Source organism: Pseudomonas xanthosomatis (assembly GCF_019139835.1).
Lineage (GTDB): Bacteria > Pseudomonadota > Gammaproteobacteria > Pseudomonadales > Pseudomonadaceae > Aquipseudomonas > Aquipseudomonas fakonensis.
Genome location: NZ_CP077075.1, coordinates 636,257 through 658,776 on the forward strand (window position 1 = coordinate 636,257; position 22,520 = coordinate 658,776).

Annotated in this window: 17 protein-coding genes and 1 pseudogene; 6 read left to right on the top strand and 12 right to left on the bottom strand. The window is 66.2% G+C overall.

Annotated features, from left to right (window positions below):
* Positions 1-136: 136 nt before the first annotated feature.
* Complete coding sequence (locus tag KSS93_RS02800; RefSeq protein WP_217887053.1) at positions 137-5,236, bottom strand: trifunctional serine/threonine-protein kinase/ATP-binding protein/sensor histidine kinase; 5,100 nt, start codon at positions 5,234-5,236, stop codon at positions 137-139.
* Positions 5,237-5,492: 256 nt separating this feature from the next.
* Between KSS93_RS02800 and KSS93_RS02805 the strand changes: the two genes are divergently transcribed.
* From KSS93_RS02805 to KSS93_RS02815, 3 genes are all read left to right on the top strand, one after another.
* Positions 5,493-6,485 carry a response regulator gene (locus KSS93_RS02805; protein WP_217887054.1) on the top strand — a complete coding sequence of 331 codons (993 nt, stop codon included), beginning with the start codon at positions 5,493-5,495 and terminating at the stop codon, positions 6,483-6,485.
* Between the two features lie 23 nt (positions 6,486-6,508).
* The gene (locus KSS93_RS02810; RefSeq protein ID WP_217888669.1) at positions 6,509-6,859 is read left to right on the top strand and encodes a response regulator transcription factor; all 351 of its coding nucleotides are present in this window, start codon (positions 6,509-6,511) and stop codon (positions 6,857-6,859) included.
* A gap of 132 nt (positions 6,860-6,991) precedes the next feature.
* Entirely contained in the window at positions 6,992-7,393 is a 402-nt protein-coding gene (locus tag KSS93_RS02815) for a DoxX family protein (protein WP_217887055.1), read from the top strand.
* A gap of 122 nt (positions 7,394-7,515) precedes the next feature.
* Here the strand turns inward: KSS93_RS02815 and KSS93_RS02820 are convergent, their stop codons facing one another.
* From KSS93_RS02820 to KSS93_RS02845, 6 genes and pseudogenes are all read right to left on the bottom strand, one after another.
* Positions 7,516-8,532 (bottom strand): alpha/beta hydrolase, encoded by a 1,017-nt coding sequence (locus KSS93_RS02820; RefSeq protein WP_217887056.1) that lies wholly within the window; start codon positions 8,530-8,532, stop codon positions 7,516-7,518.
* A 31-nt stretch (positions 8,533-8,563) separates the two neighbouring features.
* Positions 8,564-8,809: a DUF2790 domain-containing protein gene (locus KSS93_RS02825; protein WP_217887057.1), complete on the bottom strand. Its 246-nt coding sequence runs from the start codon at positions 8,807-8,809 to the stop codon at positions 8,564-8,566.
* Positions 8,810-9,000: 191 nt separating this feature from the next.
* On the bottom strand, positions 9,001-10,488 hold the full coding sequence (locus KSS93_RS02830; RefSeq protein WP_217887058.1) for a YifB family Mg chelatase-like AAA ATPase: 1,488 nt from the start codon (positions 10,486-10,488) through the stop codon (positions 9,001-9,003).
* A 388-nt stretch (positions 10,489-10,876) separates the two neighbouring features.
* Positions 10,877-13,567, bottom strand: coding sequence for a magnesium-translocating P-type ATPase (mgtA, locus tag KSS93_RS02835; protein WP_217887059.1), 2,691 nt, complete (start codon positions 13,565-13,567; stop codon positions 10,877-10,879).
* An 857-nt stretch (positions 13,568-14,424) separates the two neighbouring features.
* Positions 14,425-14,676, bottom strand: a pseudogene (locus KSS93_RS02840) (TOBE domain-containing protein); the annotation flags it as partial.
* Between the two features lie 12 nt (positions 14,677-14,688).
* Positions 14,689-14,952 carry an accessory factor UbiK family protein gene (locus KSS93_RS02845; RefSeq protein WP_217840914.1) on the bottom strand — a complete coding sequence of 88 codons (264 nt, stop codon included), beginning with the start codon at positions 14,950-14,952 and terminating at the stop codon, positions 14,689-14,691.
* A gap of 407 nt (positions 14,953-15,359) precedes the next feature.
* On the opposite strand from KSS93_RS02845, the gene glnK reads away from it, so the two are divergent.
* The 3 genes from glnK to sutA all read left to right on the top strand — a co-directional run bounded on the left by glnK (position 15,360) and on the right by sutA (position 17,838).
* Positions 15,360-15,698, top strand: coding sequence for a P-II family nitrogen regulator (gene glnK, locus KSS93_RS02850; protein WP_002555808.1), 339 nt, complete (start codon positions 15,360-15,362; stop codon positions 15,696-15,698).
* A gap of 49 nt (positions 15,699-15,747) precedes the next feature.
* Positions 15,748-17,079: an ammonium transporter gene (locus tag KSS93_RS02855; RefSeq protein ID WP_217887060.1), complete on the top strand. Its 1,332-nt coding sequence runs from the start codon at positions 15,748-15,750 to the stop codon at positions 17,077-17,079.
* A gap of 429 nt (positions 17,080-17,508) precedes the next feature.
* The gene (gene sutA, locus KSS93_RS02860; RefSeq protein ID WP_217887061.1) at positions 17,509-17,838 is read left to right on the top strand and encodes a dormancy-specific transcriptional regulator SutA; all 330 of its coding nucleotides are present in this window, start codon (positions 17,509-17,511) and stop codon (positions 17,836-17,838) included.
* Positions 17,839-18,133: 295 nt separating this feature from the next.
* Here the strand turns inward: sutA and KSS93_RS02865 are convergent, their stop codons facing one another.
* The 5 genes from KSS93_RS02865 to lysA are packed head-to-tail and all read right to left on the bottom strand — an operon-like array spanning position 18,134 to position 22,519.
* Positions 18,134-18,829 (bottom strand): HAD family hydrolase, encoded by a 696-nt coding sequence (locus tag KSS93_RS02865; RefSeq protein WP_217887062.1) that lies wholly within the window; start codon positions 18,827-18,829, stop codon positions 18,134-18,136.
* Positions 18,826-19,725 carry a tyrosine recombinase XerC gene (gene xerC, locus KSS93_RS02870; protein ID WP_217887063.1) on the bottom strand — a complete coding sequence of 300 codons (900 nt, stop codon included), beginning with the start codon at positions 19,723-19,725 and terminating at the stop codon, positions 18,826-18,828. Before xerC ends, KSS93_RS02865 begins: the two co-directional genes overlap by 4 nt.
* Positions 19,725-20,423 (bottom strand): DUF484 family protein, encoded by a 699-nt coding sequence (locus tag KSS93_RS02875; protein WP_217887064.1) that lies wholly within the window; start codon positions 20,421-20,423, stop codon positions 19,725-19,727. Before KSS93_RS02875 ends, xerC begins: the two co-directional genes overlap by 1 nt.
* Positions 20,424-20,436: 13 nt before the next feature.
* Complete coding sequence (gene dapF / locus KSS93_RS02880; protein WP_217887065.1) at positions 20,437-21,267, bottom strand: diaminopimelate epimerase; 831 nt, start codon at positions 21,265-21,267, stop codon at positions 20,437-20,439.
* Between the two features lie 4 nt (positions 21,268-21,271).
* On the bottom strand, positions 21,272-22,519 hold the full coding sequence (gene lysA, locus KSS93_RS02885; protein ID WP_217887066.1) for a diaminopimelate decarboxylase: 1,248 nt from the start codon (positions 22,517-22,519) through the stop codon (positions 21,272-21,274).
* Position 22,520 lies beyond the last annotated feature (1 nt).

Genomic DNA, 22,520 nt, shown 5'->3' on the forward strand with positions numbered 1-22,520 from the left:
TCGGCTTCATGCAAAATTGCCGGGGCTGCTTCGCAGCCCATCTCGACCGGACGGCGCCCCGGCAAGGCCGCTTCCCACAGGGACCGTGTTAAATCAATACGTTGTAGTGTGTTCCATGAGCGCCGGCAGCCGGCTCCTACAGAGTGGCAGCAATCGGGATGCTGAAGCGGATGCAACACCCGCCCAGCTCCGACCCCAGCGCCTGCAACTGCCCGCCATGGGCCTGCACCACCGAACGGCAAATCGCCAAACCCATGCCCAGCCCGCTGCTCTTGGTGCTGTGGAACGCCTCGAAAACCTGCTCGCGGGCCTCGGCCGGGATTCCCGGGCCGTTGTCGTCCACCCGCACCTGCACCTCACCAGCGGCCACCGTCGAGCTGATGCGCACCACGCCGTCGCCGCGAAAACCTGCCAGCGCCTCCAGCGCGTTGGTGATCAGGTTGAACACCAGCTGCTGGATCTGCACCGGGTCGGCCTGCACGCAGGCGTTGGCGTCCAGCTGTGCCTGCACCTTCACCGCACTCTTTTGCGCATCGGCCGAGGCCAGGCGGATCACCTGCAGGATCACCTCGTCCAGCTTCAACGGTTTGAGCTGCATCGGCGCCTGTCTTGCCAGCGAGCGCAGGGCGCGGACGATGTTGGCTGCGCGTTCGCTGTCGGCGCGGATGTCTTGCAGCCCGGCGATGGCCTCGTTCAAATCGGGCTGCTCGCGCTTGAGCCAGCGCAGGCTGGCCGCAGCGTTGGAAGCAATGCCCAGCAGCGGCTGGCTGATTTCGTGGGCGATGGACGCCGACAGCTCGTTCATCACCTGCAAATGCGCGCTGCGCGCAAGCTCGCTGCGCGAACGGCGCAGCTCGGCTTCCATCTGCGCGCGGGTCTGGTGGTCTTCGGCCAGGCGCGTATAAAACTTGGCGGTTTGCAACGACACCGCCGCCTGGGCGGCAAGAATTTCCAGCATGGCCAGGCGTTGGCCGCCGAACAGGTTGGGTACCAGGCGGTTTTCCAGATACACCAGGCCAATCAGCACCCCCTGGATCACCAGCGGCAGGCACAGCACCGAGCGTGCGCCGCGGGCCTGCAGGTCGTGGCGGAAAGCCTCCGGGCACTCGGCCTGGGCATCGTGCAGCAGCAGCGGCTTCTTGGTGCGCAGTGTGGCGTTGACGATCGAGCGCGGCGCTTGGGTCATGAACTTCTGGCACTGCTCCATGCTCACCCGCAGGCCGTTGTCGTCGATGTCGGCCAGGGCCGCCATCTGGAACTCCGCACCACTGACGATCAGCAGCGCGCCATGGTCGGCGCCGGCGTGCTGGGTGAGCTGGCCCATCAGGGTTTCGATCAGGCCTTCGAGCAGGGTTTCCTCAGACAGCGCGCGCGCGGCCTCGATGCCGGCTTCAAGGTCGAGGCTGGCCTGGGAGCTGGCGCGGAAGGTCTCCTGGATCGGCAGGGTACGCAGGAACGGGTGCAAGGTTTCAAGCTGACGCACCTTGCCGGCCGCGCCCCAGATGTGGAAGCAGTCGCGGGCGATGCGCAGGTGCAGGTTGGCGCCCGATATCAGCCCGCTGGGGATGCACACCTCGGCCAACTGCTCGTGGGCGATGGCCTGCTCGTGGATGAAGCCTGCGGCGGTGGCGGCGATCTGCGCCTGGTCGAAGCAGCGGATGGCCGACAGCCCGTCGCCTTGCAAGCGCGCCACCAGCCCTTCGATCAACAGCACCTTGTTGCGGAAGGTGACCGGGTTGAACTGCGCCCAGCGGCTGAACAGCTGGTGCAACTGGCCCAGCCGTTCGAGCTTATCGTCCAGCGTGCCGGGGGCCTCCGGGCTGCCGAGGGTGAGGGCCTGGAACAAGTGGAAGTCGGCCAGGTTGATGTGTGCCGGGGCCGCCCAGGCATGCTCGCCAGCCTGGGCCAGCTGGGCGCCGGCCTGGCGGATATCACCCAGGTAGAACGCCGCCATGCCGGCGAACAGGCACTGGAAGAAGCGCGTGGTAGACGAGCTGACGGCAACGGCCAGCGCCTGGTGCAGTAACGCCTCGCTGCTGTCGCGCTCGGCCCGCGAGCGGGCGCCGGGCGCGTCGCACAGGTCGGCGACGAAGGCTTGCTGGGCCAGCAAAATGTGCTCGATATCGCGGTAGCCATAACCGCGCACGGTGGCCAGGCCGCGCTCGATCTCCTGGCCCACCTCGCCCAGGTGCTGGCCCATCACCAAGGCGTCGGACACCGCGTGGTTGCAGGCGTAGCAGGCCATGGCCAGGTCGCCGGAAAGGCCCGCCGAATCGATGGCCTCCAGTGCCGTGCGCCGGGCAAAGGCCATGGGTGAGGTCCAGGCACTGACCTGGTCCAGGGCCAGCAGGCTGCTGGTCAGGTCGCATTCGAAACCATGCCGCTCAATCAGCCGCAGCGCTGCCAGGCAATAGGCGTGGCCGTCGTGGTAGGCGCCGAAGCGCTCGGCGCACATCACCCCGAACCAGGCCAGGCCGTAGGTACTGCCAGGTGCCACGCCGTGGGTCAGGGTCAGTTCGAGGATGTGCGCCAGGTGCAGGAAGCGGATGTCGTCGGGCACGAAGAACGACGACGACAGGGTGGCGAGCAGGGCGATGGCCACTTCCACTTCTTCGTCCTGCGCGTGGGGCAGTGCCTCCAGGCAGTGGCGGCCCCGTTGCTCGATCTGTGCGCGCACCTGCGTGTAGCGGGCCTCGACCTGCTGCGGCTGGTCACCGCGGGGCAGGTCCAGGCCCAGCAGGCGCAGGCCTCTGAGGGCGTCGTCGATGGCGCCCTGGTAATCCGAGCGCAGGGTCTTGAAGCGGGCCTGTAGCTGGTAGGCGTTGGCGCGTTCCAGCGGCGTGCGGGCGCACTGGTGGCATTGGCCGATACCGGCCTCGGCCTCGGCCATGCGCGAGCGCAGCATGTTGCATTCGGCGGCCATGCGGGCGAGGGCGAAGGCGTGGGGCGCAGTTGGCGGGCAGCGCTGCTGCAGGGCTTGTGCGGTTTGCAGGTAGCCGGCGGCCTGCTCGTGGGACACCGCATCGCGGGCGCGGGTGGCGGCGCTCAGCAGCAGCGGCAGCAAGGCTGCGCATTCTGCGCGGCTGAAACTGTCGGGGGCGGCGCGTTGCAGCTGGTTGGCCAGCTCGAACAGGCCATCGTGCGGGGTATCGCCCCAGGCCTGCCACATGGCCCGGGCGATGCGCGCATGTTGCGCTGCGCGCTCATGGGCCGGGGTGAGCTGGTAGGCGGCTTCCTGCACGCGGTCGTGGGCAAAGCCCAGGCCCTGGGCGCTGGATGACAGAAAGCCTGCATCCAGCAAGGCTTTGAGCCGGCCGTCCAGGCGTTCCAACGGGTGGGCGATCAGCCGGCGCAACAGTTGCGTGTCGAAGCGCCCGCCTGCCGCTCCGGCCACGCGCAGCAGCTCGCGCTGGCCTGACGGCAAGCGGGCCAGGCGCTGGACCATCAAGTCGGCGACGTTATCGGCGTAGCGGTGGCGGGCCACCGCTTCCAGCGACCAGCACCAGCGCATGGCCTGGGTGTCGAAGGCGAACAGGCGGTCCTCGACCATCGCCCGCAGTATCTGGCGGACGAAGAACGGGTTGCCGGCGGTCTTGGCGTGCACCAGCTCGGCCACCTGCTGCGCCTCGCTGGCGCTGACGTGGTAGCGCGTGGCAATCAGCTCGACGATGGCGGTAACCGGCAGTGGCTGCAGGTTCAGGCTCTGGCAGCGCAGCGCCGTGGGGGTGGCGGGCAGCTCGGCGAAAGGCGCAGCGGCATCATCTGCTTCGCGGCGGCTGGCCAGGATCAGCAGCAGGCCGCGTGGGGGCCGGGCTAGCAGCGCGTGCAGCAAGTGGCGGCTGGCATCGTCGGCCCATTGCAGGTCGTCGAGGAAGATCGCCAGCGGCCGCCCCGGGCTGCTGAACACTTCGAGGAAGTCGACGATGGCGCGGTGTTGTTTTTCCAGGGCCAGGCGCGAGGGTTTTTCCGGCAGGCCGCTGCTCGGGCCGATGATCAGTTGCAGGTCCGGGGCCAAGGTATTCAACAACTGGCCAGAGCCTTTGACCCGCTGGCGGATGTCCCGGCCAATGGCGTCCAACTGCTGGCTGCCTTGCGCCAGCAGTTGGGTGGTCAGGGTGCCGAGGATCTCGATCCACGGCGCATAGGGCACGGCCTGTTCCAGGCTGTTGCACTTGCCGCTGGCCCAGTGGCCGTTGGCGTGGGCTTTCAGTGCGGCCAGCACCAGGCTCGACTTGCCCATGCCGGCGGCGCCGCTGACCAGCAGGCCGCGGGCGCTGCGTTCGCGGCGCAGCTCGTCGAGCAGGCGGGCAATGAGGCGTTGTTCGTCGGCGCGCCCGTACAAGCGCTCGCCGGTGGCCGGCACCAGGTCGGCGCAGCCTGGGGTGAAGGGCGCGATAGCGGCGTTGGCGGCCCATTGCCGCTGGCAGTGCGCCAGGTCGATGGCCAGCGCTTCGGCGCTTTGGTAGCGGGCATCGGGCTCTTTGGCCAGGGCCTTGGCGAGGATCTGGCTGATGGGCGCGGGCAGTGTCGGGTCGATGTCGCAGGCCGGCTTTGGCTGCACGCCGGCGTGCAACTGGCGCCAGTGCTGGGTGTCGCGCCCGGCCAGTGGCAATTCGCCGAGCAATAGCTGATAGAGGATTGCCGCCAGGGCATAGATGTCGCTGCGCCGGTCGGTGCTGGTGCCGTGGGGGCAGATCTGCTCCGGGGCCAGGTATGCCCAGCCGTCAGCCTGGGCGCTGCCGATTTCGCTGGGGTCGGCGCGAAAACCGCCGATGCGCACCTGGCCGTTGTCGTCGAGCAACAGGTGGCGCGGTTGCAAGGCGCCGTGCAGGGCATTGCCCTGATGGGCCAGAGCCAGGGTGCGGGCGGCGTTCACCGCCAGCGGCAAAAACCGTTCAAGGCCTGCACGGCCCTGGGCGATCAGGTCGGCCAGTGACTGGCCTGCCGGGTATACCAGCAGGGGGCCTTCTGGTGAGCGCACAAAGGCTGCGGGGAGCACGGCCCAGGCCGGGTCCAGCGCCAGCCGGTAGTCGCGCTCCAGGCGCTGGCAGGCGGCCGGGGACTCCACCGGCGCGCGGATCGCCAGCCAGGCCTGGCCGGCCGTGGCGTCGAGCAGGTGAAAGTGGCAGAGCTCACCGTCCTGGCGCAATGGCACCGGGGTGCAGCGGCTCAGCCAGTGTTCGTCTATCGACGGATCGTTATCGATGGACACGTGAACGAGGCGTTCATCGAGCATCATGGCACCCCTTTGCAACCGACATCCTGGCCGCGAGTATACGGAGCGCTCGGGCGACGAAATGCGGCGCAGGGAGGCTTGGCAGGAACGGGAACCATTCTGACTGTTATCGCCCCCTCGTGCGCCGGCATGGTGCGCGGGGCTGTGTATAGTCCAATGACCCTGTTATCCCTCGGGATAATTGTGCCTGCGCGCCTGTCGGCACTAGAGTGCCCCGGGCCACACAACCGCCCAGCCCGCGAGAGTCGAGGACGCGATGATCCGAATAGGCAAAGCCATGGTGTCGCTGGAGCGGCGCGAAGCCTTCCGTGACGGCCAGCCGATCCCGTTGGGCGGCCGTGCCTTCGAGGTGCTGGCCACTTTGGTCCGGGCCAATGGCCGGGTGGTGAGCAAGGACGAGCTGTTCAGCCAGGTGTGGGCGGGTACGGTGGTCGAGGACAACAACCTGCAGGTGCAGGTGTCGCTGCTGCGCAAATGGCTGGGCGACAAGAAGGTGATCCAGACCGTGCCGCGGCGCGGTTACCGGCTGCTGGCCGACCTGGCGCCGGATGCCTCGATGCTGGCCTCGGGCCGCAGCGGCTACAGCCTCGACTGCGAGGCGCCGGAGCCCGACGGCGCAGCCGTGCACGTGCTGGTGGTGGACGATGACGTGTCGGTGCGTACCGCCCTGGGCCGCCTGCTGCGCGCCGAAAATATCCCGCATCGCCTGTATGCCTCGGCCGAAGAGCTGCTGGAGCAACAGTGGGACAACCCGTACGCCTGCCTGTTGCTGGACATCAACCTGCCGGCCGCCTCGGGCTTGGAGCTGCAGCACGCGCTGCGCCGCCTCGACCTGCCCTGGCCGATCGTGTTCATGACCGGCTACGGCACCATCCCGCTCACCGTGCAGGCCATGCGCGCCGGGGCGTTCGAGTTTCTGACCAAGCCTTTCGACGAGCATCAGTTGCTGGCGTTGCTGGACAGCGTGCGCGCCCGGGCGGTGCTTGCCGGGCGTGACTGGCGCCAGGCCCGCCAGGTGCGCGTCAAGTACCAGCGCCTGACCCCCCGTGAGCGCGAGGTGTTCGCACTGGTGGTGGAGGGGCTGTCGCACAAGCAGATCGCCCGGCAGATCGGCACCAGCGAAGTGACCACCAAGGTGCACAAGAAGAACATCATGAACAAGATGCAGTCCCGCTCGCTGGTGGAGCTGGTGGCCATGCACCAGGTCGTCGCGGGTGATGACCAGGCTGCCGACCAGGGCGCGGCATGAACACAGCGGGCGCCAAGCTGCGGGTGTGCATCGTCGACGATGACGCCTCGGTGCGCAAAAGCCTGTGCAACCTGCTGCGCTCGCTGGGCTTCGAGGCATACCCGTTCGCCGATGGCGAGGCGTTTCTGGCCTCGCCCCTGGCGGGCGAGGCCGATTGTGCACTGGTGGACCTGAAGATGCCCGGGCGCAGCGGCCAGCAGGTGCAGCGCGAGTTGGCCCGGCGCGGTTACCGGCTGCCGGTGATCGGCATGTCGGCGCACTGGGACCCGGCGGCGCGGGAGCTGACGATGAGGCAGGGGGCGGTGGTGTGCCTGGGCAAGCCGTTCAGTGAAGAGGCGTTGTTGCGCGCGGTGGAGTTGGCGTTGCAGCAGTAAGGTCAAGCCAAGGTTCGTTGGTTTGACGCGGTCCCCTGTAGGAGCGGCCTTGTGCAACTTGAGCACATCTGCTCAAGCCTTCATCCTGCCTTGCGGGCACAGTCGGTCGTTTCGACTGCCGAGCCCACCGCCATGCCCACCTTTGACTCCCCCAGGCTCACCGCCTTTGGCCTGCTGTTCATGCGCACCGCTGCAGCGGTGTTGCTGCTGTTGATCCATGGCCTGCCCAAGCTGCTCAACTGGTCCACCGAGCTGCAGCACATCGAAGACCCGTTCGGCTTGGGCGCCACCCTCACCTTGAGCCTTGCGGTATTCGCCGAGGTGCTGTGCCCGATCCTGCTGATCCTGGGCGTGTTCGCCCGGCTGGCCTGCCTGCCGGTGCTTGCCGTGCTGCTGGTGGCGCTGGTGGTGGTGCACCCGGACTGGAGCCTGGAGCAGGGGCAGTTCGCCTGGTTGCTGCTGGTGTTGTTTGGCGGGTTGGCGTTGACCGGGCCGGGGGCGTGGTCGGTGGGCGGGGTGCTGGCGCGGCGTTGATCCACCTAGCTGGGGCTGCTCTGCAGCCCTTCGCGGGTAAACCCGCTCCCACAGGGATATCGCAGTACCTGTGGGAGCGGGTTTACCCGCGAAGGGCCGCAGGGCGGCCCCAATATGGCGGGCTATTGAAGGTGTTTTTTCAGCGCCTGCGCTGCCTGGTCCATCGCACTGCGCGTGCCCGGCACCTCGCTCAGCACATTGAGCAAGCCAAAGTCATGGATCATCCCGTTGTAGCGCACTGCCGTCACCGGTACCCCGGCAGCGCCGAGCTTGCGGGCATAGGCTTCGCCTTCGTCGCGCAGCACGTCCATTTCGGCCGTTTGCACCAGCGCCGGCGGCAGGCCTTGCAACTGCTCCAGGGTGGCCCGCAGCGGCGAAGCATGGATGTCATCACGCTGGCGCGGGTCGGTGGTGTAGCTGTTCCAGAACCACTGCATCATGTTGCGGGTGAGGAAGTGCCCCTCGGCAAACTGGTTGTACGAGCCATTGTTGAAGTTGGCGTCGGTGACCGGCCACAGCAGGGCCTGGAAGCGCAGCTTCGGTGTACCGGCTTCTTTCGCCTTGATTGCCACTACCGCAGCCATGTTGCCGCCGACGCTGTTGCCGGCCACCGCCAGGCGGCTGCCGTCCACGCCGATCTGCTGGCCGTGCTCGGCAACCCAGCGGGTGGCGGCGTAGGCCTGGTTGATGGCGGTGGGGAATTTCGCCTCTGGCGATGGCGTGTAATCGACGTACACCGCCGCCGCACCAGAGCCCACCACCAGGTCGTGGATCAGCCGCTCGTGGGTGGGGTAGTCGCCCAGCACCCAGCCGCCGCCGTGGAAGAACATGAACACCGGCAGCTCGCCCTTGGCCCCCTGTGGCCGCACCACGCGGATTTCCAGCGGCTGGCCATCGGCCTGGATGGTGCGGCGTTCTACCTGAATGCCTGCCAGGTCAACCTTGACCCCGGCCTGGGCGCCGCTGAGCACGGCCCGGGCGTCTTTTGGTGCCAGGGTTTCCAGCGGCTTGCCGCCACCGGCGGCGAGGGCCTCGAGGAAGCCCTGGGTGGTGGGCTCGACACCGGGGCTGCCGGCGGCGAAGGCGCTGTTCACGGCCAGGGCCAGCAGGCCGGCGGTCAGGGTGCGGGACAGGTTCATGTTCTTGCTCCTTTGCTTGTGAGCCGGCGGCTCAGTTCTGGTTGCTGGCGGTGGTGGGTTGGCTGTAGCTCACGGTGCGCAGCTGGCCGCTGCTGTCGCGGTAGGTAAGGGTGGCGCGGCTGGCGTGGCCTTGGCTGGTGGCCGGGGTGTCGACGGCGATCACCTGGGCGATGTCCAGGTCCATGCCGTAGTGGTACGGCGTGGCTTCGATGGCGAAGGCACTGGCGCTGGTGGCGAGGGTCAGGGTGGCGGCGGCGAGGATTTTGTTGAAGGTCATGATGGTTCTCCAGAAGGTGCTGAGTAGGTTTGGCGACTGCTTGCTGCGTGAGTTGAATATTGCGCGCAAATAGTTAGTGCGCAAAATATATTTCAACTATCAGCCCCATAGAGCCCCCTGTAGGCGCCGGCTTGCCGGCGACCACCGCCAACGGCGGTGCCAGGCTTGGCAGCAGTTTGGGTTGTGCGGGCCTAGGATCCGGGGCGGTACTGCAACGCCTCTGCCAGATGAGCCCGGGTAATGCCCTCGACCCCTTCAAGGTCTGCCAGCGTGCGCGCCACCTTCAGCAACCGGTGCGCCGCCCGCAGCGACAGGGTCAGGCGCTCGCACGCAGTCTCCAGCCAGGCCTGGTCGGTGGGCGCCAGGGCGCAGTGTCGGCGCAGGCCATCGAGTGCCAGAAAGGCATTGGCGCAGCCTTGGCGGCGTTGCTGCAGCTCGCGGGCCGCAGCTACCACTTTGGCGACGCTGGCGCTGGTTTCGCCGCTGGGCTGGTTGCCCAGCACGGTGTTCTCCCGGGCCACGGTCAGGTGCAGGTCGATGCGGTCGAGCAGTGGCCCGGACAGTTTGTTGCGGTAGCGCTGGATCTGCTCCGGGCTGCACCGGCAGCGGCCGGTTGGGTCGCCGAAGTAGCCGCAGGGGCAGGGGTTCATCGCCGCCACCAGCTGGAAGCGGGCCGGGAAGCGCACCCGGTCGCGGGCCCTGGCCACCACGATTTCGCCCGACTCCAGCGGCTCGCGCAGTACTTCAAGTACCCGCCGCTCGAACTCCGGCAACTCATCGAGAAACAGCACCCCGTGGTGCGCCAGCGTGATTTCGCCCGGTTGCGGGCGGCTGCCGCCGCCGACCAGCGCCGGGCCCGAGGCGGAGTGGTGCGGATGGCGAAACGGCCGCTGCGGCCAGCTGTCGAGCGGGGCGTGGCCGCTGACCGAGCGGATCGCCGCCACTTCCAGTGCCTCGCGCTCGTCCAGCGGTGGCAGCAGGCCGGGCAAGCGGCTGGCCAGTAGCGTCTTGCCGGTACCTGGGGGGCCGGTGAACAACAGGTTGTGCGCGCCAGCGGCGGCCACCAGCAGCGCGCGTTTGGCGGCGGCCTGGCCCTGCACTTCGCACAGGTCGGGGTAGGGGCGATGCTCCAGCAGCAGGCCGTTGGCAGCATAGGGCGGCAACGGCAGCTGTCCGCTCAGGTGAGCCACCAGTTCCTGCAGGTGCCCCACGGCATACACCACCAGCCCGCCCGCCAGGCTGGCCTCTTCGGCATTCTCCCGCGGCACCACCAGCGCCCGCCCGGCATCCCGCGCGGCCAGCGCGGCGGGCAGCACCCCCTGCACCGGGCGCAGGGCGCCAGACAGCGCCAGCTCGCCCAGGCATTCGATGTCTTCGAGGGTGGCCAGCGGCACCTGGCCGTTGGCGGCGAGTATCCCCAGGGCGATGGCCAGGTCGTAGCGCCCGCCGTCCTTGGGCAGGTCGGCGGGGGCGAGGTTCTGGGTGATGCGCCGGGCCGGGTAGTCCAGCCCCGAGTTGACGATGGCGCTGCGCACCCGGTCCTTCGATTCCTTGACCGTGGCCTCCGGCAGGCCGACCAGGGTGAGTGCGGGCAGGCCGTTGGCCAGGTGGGTTTCGACGCTGACAGCAGGCGCCAGCACGCCGACCTGGGCGCGGCTGTGGACGAGGGCGAGGGACATGGGCACTCCGTGGTTTGCCAGAAGGGGCCGCTTCCTGCGGCTGGCAAAGCTTAGTGCTGCTGGGGGGCGGCAAGCCGGAAAGAGTGCTTCGAGGTTTTGCTGGCGGGTAAACAGATGAGTGGTTGCATGAATTCTGACTATGCCGGCCTAGACAAACGCGTGGGCTGGGCCAAAACGTAGCCACGTTGTAGCTACAAAATGCCAGGAGGAACCAGGGCCCACACCGAAGTCGTCCGTATACGCATCGGCAATTGGTTTTCGAGGTCTTCGCAGAACACGGTGAGTTAGTTGAATGCGCGGGCTTGCGCCAGTTCACGCAGAAGCCCGCGCGGTGCGTAAAGCATGCACGGCGCGGGCTAAGGGTTTTCACAATGCCCTCGGGGTCAGCTCAGAACCACTGGCCGAAGCGACGGATGTACAGGGTCTTCATGCCCTGGGCCACCAGGCAGTAGCCCAGCAGGGTGGCCACCAGCCAAGGGAAGTATTCCCACGGCAGCGGCACCAGCCCGACCATCGCCCCCAGCGGCGAGAACGGGATGTACAGCCCCAGGGCAATCACCAGCCCGGTGGCGAGGATCACCGGCAGCGCTGCGGTGCTCTGGAAGAACGGCACCTTGCGGGTGCGCAGCATGTGTACCACCAGGGTTTGCGACAGCAGCCCCTCGACGAACCAGCCCGACTGGAACAGTGCCTGCATTTCCACGCTGTTGGCGGCGAACACGTACCACATCAGGGCGAAGGTGGTGATGTCGAAAATCGACGAGGTAGGCCCGATCCACAGCATGAAGCGGCCGATGTTGCCGGCATCCCACTTGCGGGGCTGGCGCAGGAATTCCTTGTCCATGCGGTCCCAGGGCAGCGACAGCTGCGAGAAGTCGTACAGCAGGTTTTGCAGCAGCAGGTGAATCGCCAGCATCGGCATGAACGGGATGAACGCGCTGGCCACCAGCACCGAGAACACGTTGCCGAAGTTGGAGCTGGCGGTCATGCACAGGTACTTCATGATGTTGCCGAAGGTTTCGCGGCCTTTGAGCACGCCTTCTTCGAGCACCATCAGGCTCTTTTCCAGCAGGATGATATCGGCTGATTCCTTGGCGATATCGGTGCCGCTGTCCACCGAAATACCTACGTCGGCGTCACGCAAGGCCGGGGCGTCGTTGATGCCGTCACCGAGAAAACCGACGGTGTGGCCGTTGGCTTGCAGTGCTTTGAGTACCCGCGACTTCTGCAGCGGGGTGAGCTTGGCGAACACTGTGCGTTCTTCCGCTAGCACCTGCAGCTGGCTGTCATCCAGTTGTTCGATGTCCTGGCCGAGCAGCGGCTGGCCGGGCTCCAGGCCCACTTCGCGGCACACCTTGGTGGTGACCACCGGATTGTCGCCGGTGAGCACTTTCACCCTTACACCCATCTCGCGCAGGGCAGCGATGGCGGGGCCTGCGGTTTCCTTTGGCGGGTCGAGGAAGGTCAGCAGGCCACGGATCACCAGCTCGCGCTCGTCGTCGGCGTGATACTGCGCCTTGCGCTCGCCAGCCGGGATCTTGCGTGTGCCCACCAGCAGCACGCGAAAACCGTTCTGGTTGTAACGGCTGGCGCTGGCCAGCAGCTGTTCGCGGCGCGCAGCATCCAGGGGCAGGTGCAGGCCGTCATCCTCCACGTGGGTCGCGATGGCGAGCATCTCTTCCACTGCACCCTTGCTCACCAGCAAGTGCTCGCCCAGGGCATCCTTGACGATCACCGACAGGCGCCGGCGGATGAAGTCGAACGGCAGCTCATCGACCTTGGCGTAGGCGAAGGGTGGTTGGAACTGGCTGTTTTCGCCGGCAAAGTGCAGCACGGCCTGGTCCATCAGGTTTTTCACGCCGCTCTGGTGGTGGCTGTTGAGCCAGGCCAGTTCCAGCAGGTGCGGGTTGCTTTGGCCGTCGAGGCCGACGTGGTGTTCGAGGATGATGCGGTCCTGGGTCAGGGTGCCGGTCTTGTCGGTGCACAGCACGTCCATCGAGCCGAAGTTCTGGATGGCGTTCAGGCGTTTGACCACCACTTTGCGCCGGGCCATGGCCACGGCGCCCTTGGCCAGGTTGGCGCTGACGATCATCGGCAGCATTTCCGGGGTCAGGCCCACGGCCACGGCCAGGGCGAACAGGAAGGCATCGCTCCAGTCGCCCTTGACCACCCCGTTGAGCACGAATACCACCGGCACCATCACCAGCATGAAGCGGATCAACAGGGCGCTGACGCTGTTCACCCCGCGGTCGAAGGCGGTCTGGCTGCGTGAGCCGGCGATGGCCTTGGCCAGCGAGCCGAAGTAGGTGCGTTTGCCGGTAGCCACCACCACGGCGCGGGCACGGCCGCTGACCACGTTGGTGCCCATGAAGCCGACGTTGGGCAGTTCGAGCAGGTTGCCGTCGCCGCTGCTGCTGCCTTCAGCGGACTTCTGCGCCACATGGCCGAGGGTGTCGTACTTCTCGACCGGCAGCGCCTCGCCGGTGAGCACGGCCTGGCTGATGAACAGGTCGCGGGACTCGATCAGGCGGATGTCGGCGGGGATCATGTCGCCGGCGGCCAACTGCACGATGTCACCGGCCACCAGTTCGTTCATGGGCACTTCGCGCAAGTGGGCAGGGCGGTCGATGCGTTCGCGGCGCAGCACTGTGGCGGTGGTGCGGACCATCGCCTTCAGGGCTTCGGCGGCCTTGCCCGAACGGTACTCCTGCCAGAAGCGCAGCAGGCCGCTGAGGCTGACCATGGTCAGGATGATGATCACCTTGGTCAGGTCGAGGTCGTCGGTGTCGCCGGCCTGCAGGGGCAGCCAGTAGTCGGTGACGAAGCTGATGGCGGCCAGGGTCAGCAGTACATAGATGAAGGGGTTGTGCAGCGCCTTGAGCAGTTGCACCAGGGCAGGTTGGGGTTTGTCGTGGGCGACTTCGTTGGCGCCGTCGCGCAGCAGGCGCTTGGCGGCTTCGTGTTCGGTCAGGCCGAACTCGCTGGTATCGAGGTTGGCGAAGGTCACGCCCAGGCCGTTGCGGGCTTCGCGGGCGGCGTGGACTTCGCAGGCTTTGGTGTTGCGGTCTTTTACGGTCATTTGGCTGTGCTCCTGCCGCAGGAGGCGGCACGACACACAGCGGGCTCACTGCTGTGAGATGGCGTGGGTCGGGCCGCGATCGTTCGATCGGTTTTTTGTCCGGCGTTTTCGGGTTCGCTGGCGAAGGCCGGGTTTGTTGTCGGCAGCGAACTTTCTACTGGCTGAGTCCATGGTGTTTCGGGTTCCTTTTAAAAGTTTCAGGCAATAAGTTTCCTGCGAACTTACAAAATAAAAAGTTCGGGCTTATATATGGCTTGTTCAGTTTTTATCGGGCACCGCGCGCGTAGCCGATTACGCTATGAGCGCGGCTTATCGATTTGGAGGTTCCGGGTTGTCGTCGGCGTGGCACCGCCATGCGACGTGCAGCCGTGGGCCGCGCGCAGAGGGCAGGTAGTCGGACGGCGTGGCATGGCGCGGCGCAAGAGGCGCGCGGGGCCGGCGATGTATGCAGGTGTTGAAGTTCATGAGCTTGCCTCCGTCCGGGCTGGCACCCGGGGCGGCAAGCTACGGCGGAGCATCAGGCTCTGGCGCGGCTTGCCCGACCTTGGGGGCGGGCCCGGTATTGCGGTTCAGGTGCCTGGCAGCCGGGGGCGGCCAGGCAGCGACTAGATACTGTGTCCATTGAATTCTTCGTGAGTTGAAATAAAGGCCCGTTTCAAGGGCGGTGGAACTTTATGCAAAGCATAGCGGGTGAGTCAACAGGCAAGTTGTAATTTAAAGAAGTTTCATCTTGTGTGTGCGGGGGATATATATGTAGGAAATTTCATACTTCATTTGCGGGCATCATCGCCGGCAAGCCGGCCCCTACAAGGGCGGTGGGCCGTTTTGCAGGAGCCGGGGCAGGTAAACGCATCAAATCAGGGCTTTGCACCCAGAATGATGTGCGAGGCCTTGATCAGCGCGGTGGCCTTCACACCTGATGCCAGGCCGAGCTCTTGTACCGCCTCGCGGGTGACGATGGCGAACACTTCGGTGCCACCGGCCAGCTTCAGTACCACTTCGGCGTTGACTGCACCGTCGCCTACACGCACCACCTCACCGTCCAGTGCGTTGCGCGCCGACAGGCGATAACCGTCGGCATCGGTCATCACTACCACCCAGGGTGCCTTGTGTATCGGTTGTTATTCCGCGGGTGGCGGCGCCAGCCGGGCTTCCAGCTCGGCAAATTGCTGCTCCAGCGCCTCCAGGCGGGCGCGGGTGCGGGCCAGCACTACCATCTGGCTGTCGAATTCGTCGCGGCTGACCAGGTCGAGCTTGCTGAAAGCGCCCTGCATCAACACCTTGAACTGGCTTTCCAGTTCGGCGCGAGGCTGTGCGGTGTCACCGCTGAACAGGCGCGACGCCTGGTCGCTCAGGGCATCGAGAAAGGCTTTGGGCGCGAGCATGTGTGGCTATCCGCTGATCTGTGAAAGGGCAGCAGTGTAGCACGCAGCCTTTTTGCACCGTGCCTGCACACTTTTTGCGCAGCGTGGCCAAAGGTCGCGCACCGAAGTTGTGCAGCTTTGCCTTGCTGGCGACTGGCCAATCCCGAGTGTTTCACGCAACTACCTGTTTTTTGGCGTTTTCCAGTACCTGGCAAGGTTTCTGCAAAGACCTGTTCAAGCCGTGCACTGATGCAGTCCATCGACAGCAAGCAGTGCGCAGGCCGAGCCGCGAGGCCCACCGTTACAGCCGCATCGTGTCGTGGCGGGGAGGATGGAGCCGACGATGCGTTACAAAGCCAGGCGCTGCGCTTAGACTTGAGACGGGTTTGTTTTCCTGGGGCAAGTCCACCAAATCGGGAGAGAGTTTCATGAAGCTAGTCACTGCCATCATCAAGCCGTTCAAGCTGGACGACGTGCGCGAGTCGCTGTCGGAAATCGGCGTGCAGGGCATCACCGTGACCGAGGTCAAGGGCTTCGGCCGTCAGAAGGGTCACACCGAGCTGTATCGCGGCGCCGAATACGTGGTCGATTTCCTGCCCAAGGTAAAGATCGATGTCGCCATCGACGACAAGGACCTTGATCGGGTAATCGAAGCCATCACCAAGGCGGCCAACACCGGCAAGATCGGTGACGGCAAAATCTTCGTGGTCAATCTGGAGCAGGCGATCCGCATCCGTACCGGCGAAACCGATACCGACGCGATCTAAGCGCTACAAAAAAAGCCTCACCAAACCCAACGCCCCAGGAGAAAACAACATGACTCTGCGCAAGATCGCAGGGCTAGGAGCCCTATTGTCCCTCGTAATGCCAGGGCTGGCCCTGGCCGAGGAAGCTGCCCCGGCGCTGAACTCCGGTGATACCGCCTGGATGCTCACCGCCACGGCGCTGGTGCTGTTCATGACCATCCCGGGCCTGGCCCTGTTCTATGGCGGCATGGTGCGTTCGAAGAACGTGCTGTCGGTGATGATGCAGTGCTTCGCCATCACTGGCCTGATGAGCCTCCTGTGGGTGATCTTCGGCTACAGCCTGGCCTTCGATACCACCGGTATGGAAAAGGGCGTACTCAACTTCAATTCCTTCGTCGGCGGCCTGAACAAGGCGTTTCTCAGCGGCGTCACGCCTGACAGCCTGACATCGGCCTCCGCGTTGTTCCCGGAAGCGGTGTTCATCACCTTCCAGATGACCTTCGCCATCATCACCCCGGCGCTGATCGTCGGTGCCTTCGCCGAGCGCATGAAGTTCTCGGCCATGCTGATCTTCATGGCCATCTGGTTCGTGCTGGTCTACGCACCGATCGCGCACATGGTCTGGAGCGGTGACGGCGCGCTGATGTGGGACTGGGGCGTGCTGGACTTCGCCGGCGGCACCGTGGTGCACATCAACGCCGGTATCGCAGGCCTGGTCTGCTGCCTGGTACTGGGCAAGCGCAAGGGCTACCCGACCACCCCGATGGCCCCGCACAACCTGGGCTACACCCTGATCGGCGCGGCCATGCTGTGGATCGGCTGGTTCGGCTTCAACGCAGGCTCCGCCGCTGCCGCCAACGGCACCGCCGGCATGGCCATGCTGGTGACCCAGATCGCCACCGCCGCCGCTGCCCTGGGCTGGATGTTCGCCGAGTGGATCGGCCACGGCAAACCCAGCGCACTGGGCATCGCTTCGGGTGTGGTCGCAGGCCTGGTGGCGATCACTCCGGCTGCCGGTACCGTGGGCCCGATGGGCGCCCTGGTGATCGGCCTGGTGTCGGGTGTGGTGTGCTACTTCTGCGCCACCAGCCTCAAGCGCAAGCTGGGCTATGACGACTCCCTCGACGCCTTCGGCGTGCACGGCATCGGCGGTATCGTCGGCGCCCTGCTCACCGGCGTGTTCGCGGCACCTGCCCTGGGCGGCTTCGGCGCGGTCACCGACATCGGTGCGCAGTTCTGGATCCAGGCCAAGGGCGTGATCTTCACCGTGGTCTACACCGCCATCGTCACCTACATCATCCTCAAGGTGCTGGATGTGCTGATGGGCCTGCGGGTCAACGAAGAAGAAGAGTCGGTCGGCCTCGACCTGGCTCAGCACAACGAGCGCGGCTACAACCTGTAACCGCCACGCTGGAAAACTTGCCCGGTTCGCCGGGCATTTTTTTGCCCGTAATTTGCCGTTTTGCCTGGGGCAAACGGTTTCTATGGCCTGTTCGCGACGCGGGCACAAAACTTACAATGTATCGGGCATTTCTGGTGCTTTGCTTTTTCTGCGAGCGCGCTAGAATGCGCGCCGAAGGGTGCTGCACAGGTTGTCCGCACACTTCGCTACCCTTTGCTAGGCTTGCAGTAGCCTGTTGCCAGCAAGGGTTCAAGCATTTTGGTAAGGCTCTGCTTCGAGCAGGGCCTGTTGGGTGCCGGGCTCCCATCAGGAGGCGGGCACTGGAGGCAGTGGCCAACCCACGGCCAGTTGAATTTTCACCGGTAGCAGCCGGTCTACGGCTGCACCGGTCTATAACTAACCTGCTTTTCGCAAGTCATGAGGTAGAACATGAGCGACGATGATCTGGAAAACGACGACCTCGAAGTAGGTGACGAAGACGAGGGTGATGAGGGCATGGAGGCTGCGGCTGACGACGGCGCCGAAGATTCCGGCGACGACGACAGCAGCCCGGCACCCGCTGCCAAGGGCAAATCCAAGGCGGCGGTCTCGGTAGACGAGATGCCGAGCATGGAAGCCAAGCAGAAAGAGCGTGATGCCCTGGCCAAGGCGATGGAAGAGTTCCTTTCGCGCGGTGGCAAGGTGCAGGAAGTCGAGGCCAACGTGGTCGCCGACCCGCCCAAGAAGCCGGACAACAAGTACGGCAGCCGCCCTATCTGAGTGGCTGAATGCAAAAAAGCCCGCCGTCGCTGCGGGCTTTTTTGTGGGCGGTGGGATCGTGTGGCCTGCAAGCCGGTGCTGATCTGCAGGAGATCACCCAGCCCTTTCGGGCTGCGCTGTCGCGCAGAGAACTGAGCGCGAGCCCGCCGCGGCACCTGTGGGAGCGGGCTTGCCCGCGAAGCAGGCGACGCGGTGTCTGGCACCGGCTGCGCCGGTGATCGCGGGCAAGCCCGCTCCTACAGGGATCGCGCCAGCTGTTCGAAATTGAGCAAGACGCTTGTTCCCGCGTTCGCGCTCAGCGCCAGCGGGCGAGCACGTCGGGCAGTTGCGACAGGCGCTGGATCTCGGCATCCGGTGCCTGCTCGCCCGTCCAGGCCAAGCCCCGCGGGTTGAACCATACCGCGCGCAAACCGGCGCGCTGGGCCCCGGCAATGTCATCGCCCGGGTGGTCGCCGATATGCACTGCGGCATCGGCCTGCACTTCACCGCGCTTGAGCGCCTCCAGGAACGGCGCCGGGTCAGGCTTGCCAATACCTAAGTCCTCGGCGCACAGGGCGAAGCGGAAGTAATCCGCCAGGCCGATCCGGCGCACGTCGGCGTTGCCGTTGGTGACCACGCCCAGGGTGTAGTGATGGCGCAGGATCTCCAGCACCGGCTGCACCTCGGGGAACACCTCGACCTGGTGGCGGGCGTGCAGGAACACCTCGAAGCCTTCGTTGGCCAGCTCCAGGGCGTGTTTCTCGCTGTAGCCGACTTCTTCCAGGGCATGGAACAGCACCCGCCGGCGCAGGGCGCTGATGCGGTGCTTGAGGCCCGGCTCGGCCTGCACCAGGCGCTCGCGGATGGCGAACAGGTGCTCGACCGGCACCCCGCCCAGAACCGGTGCGTTGGCTTCGAGCCAGTCGCGTAATACCACTTCGGCGCTGGCGATCACCGGCGCGGTGTCCCACAGGGTGTCGTCGAGGTCGAAGGTGATCAGCTTGATGCTCATGAGTCTGTGCCTTTGCTGCGTTTGGCCCGGGGGTGGGCGCTGTCGTACACCGCGGCCAGGTGCTGGAAGTCCAGGTGGGTGTAGATCTGCGTGGTGCTGATGTCGGCGTGGCCGAGCATCTCTTGCACCGCGCGCAGGTCCTGGGACGATTCCAGCAGGTGGCTGGCGAAGGAATGGCGAAGCATGTGCGGGTGCAGGTGCTGGCCGAGCTCGCGCTCGCCAGCGGTCTTCACCCGCAGCTGGATGGCCCGTGGGCTCAGGCGTTTGCCCTGGCGGGTGATGAACACCGCGCCATCCTGCGGGCTGCCGATGCCGCGTAGCCGCAACCAGGCTTGCAGTGCCTCGCGGGCCTTGCGCCCGACCGGCAGCACGCGGCTTTTGCCGCCCTTGCCGAGCACCTGCACCAGGCCGCCGGCAAGGTCCAGCTGTTCGAGGTCCAGGCCGGTCAGCTCCGACAGGCGCAGGCCCGAGGAGTAGAACAGCTCGAGGATGGCCTGGTCGCGGCGGGCAATGAAGTCGTCGTCCACGCCGCCGTCGAGCAGCTGCAGGGCGCGGTCGGTGTCCAGTGCCTTGGGCAGGCGGCGCTCGCCCTTGGGTGGCGACAGGCCGGTGGCCGGGTCGTGCTGGCACAGCCCTTCGCGGTTGAGGTAACGGTATAGCCCGCGCACCGCCGACAGCAGCCGCGCCAGGCTGCGCGAGGACTGGCCGTGGTGGTGCTGGCGCGCAACCAGCTGGCGCAATTGCTGCACCTGCAGAGCGCCCCAGCCGGCGATGCCCTGGGTGTTGCAGAATTCGACGACCTTCTCCAGGTCGCGGCGGTAGCCCTTGAGGGTGTGGTCGGACACCTGGCGCTCGTTGCGCAGGTGTGCGCAATAAGCCTCCAGCTGGCGTTCCATCAGCGTACCGGGCGTAGCGTGTTGGTGAAGCGCGGCACCACGCGGCCAAGCACTTCGGCGATGTAGCTGAGGAACAGGGTGCCGACGCTGCTTTTGTAGTGCTGCGGGTCGCGGCTGCCGATCGCCAGCACACCGTGCAGGCCCTGGTACTCCAGGGTGGCCACGGCGCTGGAGCCGACCTCCTTGTGCTGGTCGCTGCCGAACAGGAAGGCCAGCTCGTGCTCGCGCAGGCTGCCGCTGATGGTCTTGCCGCCGCCGATCAGCCCGCCAATGGCTTGCTGCGCCTCGGCGCCGGACACCCAGCGGCCCACCGGGGCTGCATTTTCGCCAAACAGGATCAGGCTGACGAAGGGCACCTGGAATTCCTGGCGCAGGCTGTCTTCTACGGCCATCACCACTTCTTCCAGGCTGGCGGCGTCGAGCAGGTCGAGGATCAGCCGGCGGGTCTTGTCGAACAGCCGGTCGTTGTCGCGGGCCACGTCCATCAGTTGCGACAGGCGGTGGCGCATCTCGATGTTGCGGTCACGCAGCAGCTTGAGCTGGCGCTCCACCAGCGACACGCTGTCGCCGCGCTGGTGGGGGATGCGCTGCTCGACCAGCAGCTCGTCATGCTCGGCGAAGAACGTGGGGTGGGCGCGCAGGTAGGCGACCACCGCGTCGGCGTCGAACTCGGGTACTGCTTTGGGCTGATCGGTCATGGCGGATACTCGCTTAGAGACGAACCTGTCCTTCGAAAACGCGTACGGCAGGGCCGGTCATCAACACCGGTTTGCCTGGGCCGCCCCATTCGATGCTCAGGCGCCCGCCCGGCAGGTCGATGGACACCGGCGAGTCCATCCAGCCCTGGGCGATGGCTGCCACGGCAGCGGCGCAGGCGCCGGTACCGCAGGCCTGGGTTTCACCGGCACCGCGCTCCCAGACCCGCAGGTTGGCGCGGTGGCGGTCGATCACCTGGATGAAGCCGGCATTGACCCGCTGCGGGAAGCGCGGGTGGTGCTCGATCTTGGGCCCCAGCTCATGCACCGGTGCGCTGTTTATGTCGTCGACGCGCAACACCGAGTGCGGGTTGCCCATGGACACGGCGGCGATCGGGTAGACCTGGCCGTCGACTTCCAGCGGGTAGCTCAGCGCCTGCTGGTCGGCAACGAAGGGGATATCGGCCGGCACCAGGCGCGGCGGGCCCATGTCGACGCAGACCTGGCCATCGTTGCGCACGTCCAGCTCGATGATGCCGCCCTTGGTTTCGACGCGGATGCGCTTCTTGGCGGTCAGGCGCTTGTCCAGCACAAAGCGGGCGAAGCAGCGCGCGCCGTTGCCGCACTGCTCGACCTCCGAGCCGTCGGCGTTGAAGATGCGATAGCGGAAGTCCACCTCGGGGTTGCTTGGCGCCTCGACGATCAGCAGCTGGTCGAAGCCGACGCCGGTGTTGCGGTCACCCCATTGCTTGGCGTGCTTGGGCTGGATGTGCGCGTGCTGGCTGACCAGGTCGAGGACCATGAAGTCGTTGCCCAGCCCGTGCATCTTGGTAAAACGCAGCAGCATGGGCTTACTCCGGCAGCAGGCTTTCGCCAGCAAACAGTTCTGCGACGGTCTCGCGGCGGCGCACTTCGAAGGCCTGGTCACCATCGACCAGCACTTCGGCGCAGCGGCCACGGGTGTTGTAGTTGGAGCTCATGACGAAACCATAGGCGCCTGCCGACTGCACGGCCAGCAGGTCGCCCTCGGCGAGGTTGAGCACGCGCTCCTTGGCGAGGAAGTCGCCGGTCTCGCAGATCGGCCCGACCACGTCATAGCTGCGGCCTTCGCCTTCGCGCGGGGTGACGGCGCTGACGCCCATCCAGGCCTGGTACAGGGCCGGGCGGATCAGGTCGTTCATCGCCGCGTCGACGATGGCGAAGTCCTTGTGCTCGGTGTGCTTGAGGTATTCCACGCGGGTCAGCAGCACGCCGGCGTTGGCCACGATGTAGCGGCCCGGCTCGAATACCAGGGCCAGGTCGCGCTCGCCCAGGCGCGCGCGAATGGCCTGGATGTAGTCGGCCAGCAGCGGCGGCTGTTCGTCGCGGTAGCGCACGCCCACGCCGCCGCCCAGGTCGAGGTGGCGCAGGTGAATGCCGCACTCGGCCAGGCGGTCGACCAGCACCAGCAGGCGGTCGAGGGCGTCGAGGAAGGGTTCGACCGTGGTCAGCTGCGAGCCGATGTGGCAGTCGACACCGACCACCTCGAGGTTGGGCAGCTGTGCGGCGCGCACGTAGATGGCTTCGGCGTCGCTGATGGCGATGCCGAACTTGTTCTCTTTAAGCCCGGTGGAGATGTACGGGTGGGTGCCGGCGTCGACGTCGGGGTTGACCCGCAGCGATACCGGGGCAACCTTGCCCATCTCGGCCGCCACCACTTGCAGGCGTTCGAGTTCATCGGTGGACTCGACGTTGAAGCAGTGCACGCCCACTTCGAGGGCGCGGCGCATGTCTTCGCGGGTTTTGCCGACGCCGGAGAACACCACGCAGTCGGCGCGCCCGCCAGCGGCCAGTACACGCTCCAGTTCACCGCCGGAGACGATGTCGAAGCCTGCGCCAAGGCGCGCCAGCAGGTTCAGCACGCCCAGGTTGGAGTTGGCCTTGACCGCGAAGCACACCAGGTGCTCGCTGCCTTGCAGGGCGTCGGTGTAGCTGCGGTACTGGGCCTCGATGTGGGCGCGCGAGTACACGTAGGTGGGGGTGCCGAAACGCTCGGCGATGGCCGACAGGCTCACCCCTTCCGCGTGCAGCTGGCCGCCGCGGTAGTTGAATGCGTCCATC

Bases quoted from the DNA above. Each gene is read 5' to 3' on its own strand.
- xerC (WP_217887063.1), bottom strand. From the start codon at position 19,725: ATGGAACGCCAGCTGGAGGCTTATTGCGCACACCTGCGCAACGAGCGC.
- KSS93_RS02800 (WP_217887053.1), bottom strand. From the start codon at position 5,236: ATGCTCGATGAACGCCTCGTTCACGTGTCCATCGATAACGATCCGTCG.
- KSS93_RS02820 (WP_217887056.1), bottom strand. From the start codon at position 8,532: ATGAACCTGTCCCGCACCCTGACCGCCGGCCTGCTGGCCCTGGCCGTG.
- KSS93_RS02825 (WP_217887057.1), bottom strand. From the start codon at position 8,809: ATGACCTTCAACAAAATCCTCGCCGCCGCCACCCTGACCCTCGCCACC.
- KSS93_RS02805 (WP_217887054.1), top strand. From the start codon at position 5,493: ATGATCCGAATAGGCAAAGCCATGGTGTCGCTGGAGCGGCGCGAAGCC.
- KSS93_RS02875 (WP_217887064.1), bottom strand. From the start codon at position 20,423: ATGACCGATCAGCCCAAAGCAGTACCCGAGTTCGACGCCGACGCGGTG.
- KSS93_RS02830 (WP_217887058.1), bottom strand. From the start codon at position 10,488: ATGTCCCTCGCCCTCGTCCACAGCCGCGCCCAGGTCGGCGTGCTGGCG.
- KSS93_RS02845 (WP_217840914.1), bottom strand. From the start codon at position 14,952: ATGCTCGCGCCCAAAGCCTTTCTCGATGCCCTGAGCGACCAGGCGTCG.
- KSS93_RS02815 (WP_217887055.1), top strand. From the start codon at position 6,992: ATGCCCACCTTTGACTCCCCCAGGCTCACCGCCTTTGGCCTGCTGTTC.
- sutA (WP_217887061.1), top strand. From the start codon at position 17,509: ATGAGCGACGATGATCTGGAAAACGACGACCTCGAAGTAGGTGACGAA.
- dapF (WP_217887065.1), bottom strand. From the start codon at position 21,267: ATGCTGCTGCGTTTTACCAAGATGCACGGGCTGGGCAACGACTTCATG.
- mgtA (WP_217887059.1), bottom strand. From the start codon at position 13,567: ATGACCGTAAAAGACCGCAACACCAAAGCCTGCGAAGTCCACGCCGCC.
- KSS93_RS02855 (WP_217887060.1), top strand. From the start codon at position 15,748: ATGACTCTGCGCAAGATCGCAGGGCTAGGAGCCCTATTGTCCCTCGTA.
- KSS93_RS02865 (WP_217887062.1), bottom strand. From the start codon at position 18,829: ATGAGCATCAAGCTGATCACCTTCGACCTCGACGACACCCTGTGGGAC.
- lysA (WP_217887066.1), bottom strand. From the start codon at position 22,519: ATGGACGCATTCAACTACCGCGGCGGCCAGCTGCACGCGGAAGGGGTG.
- glnK (WP_002555808.1), top strand. From the start codon at position 15,360: ATGAAGCTAGTCACTGCCATCATCAAGCCGTTCAAGCTGGACGACGTG.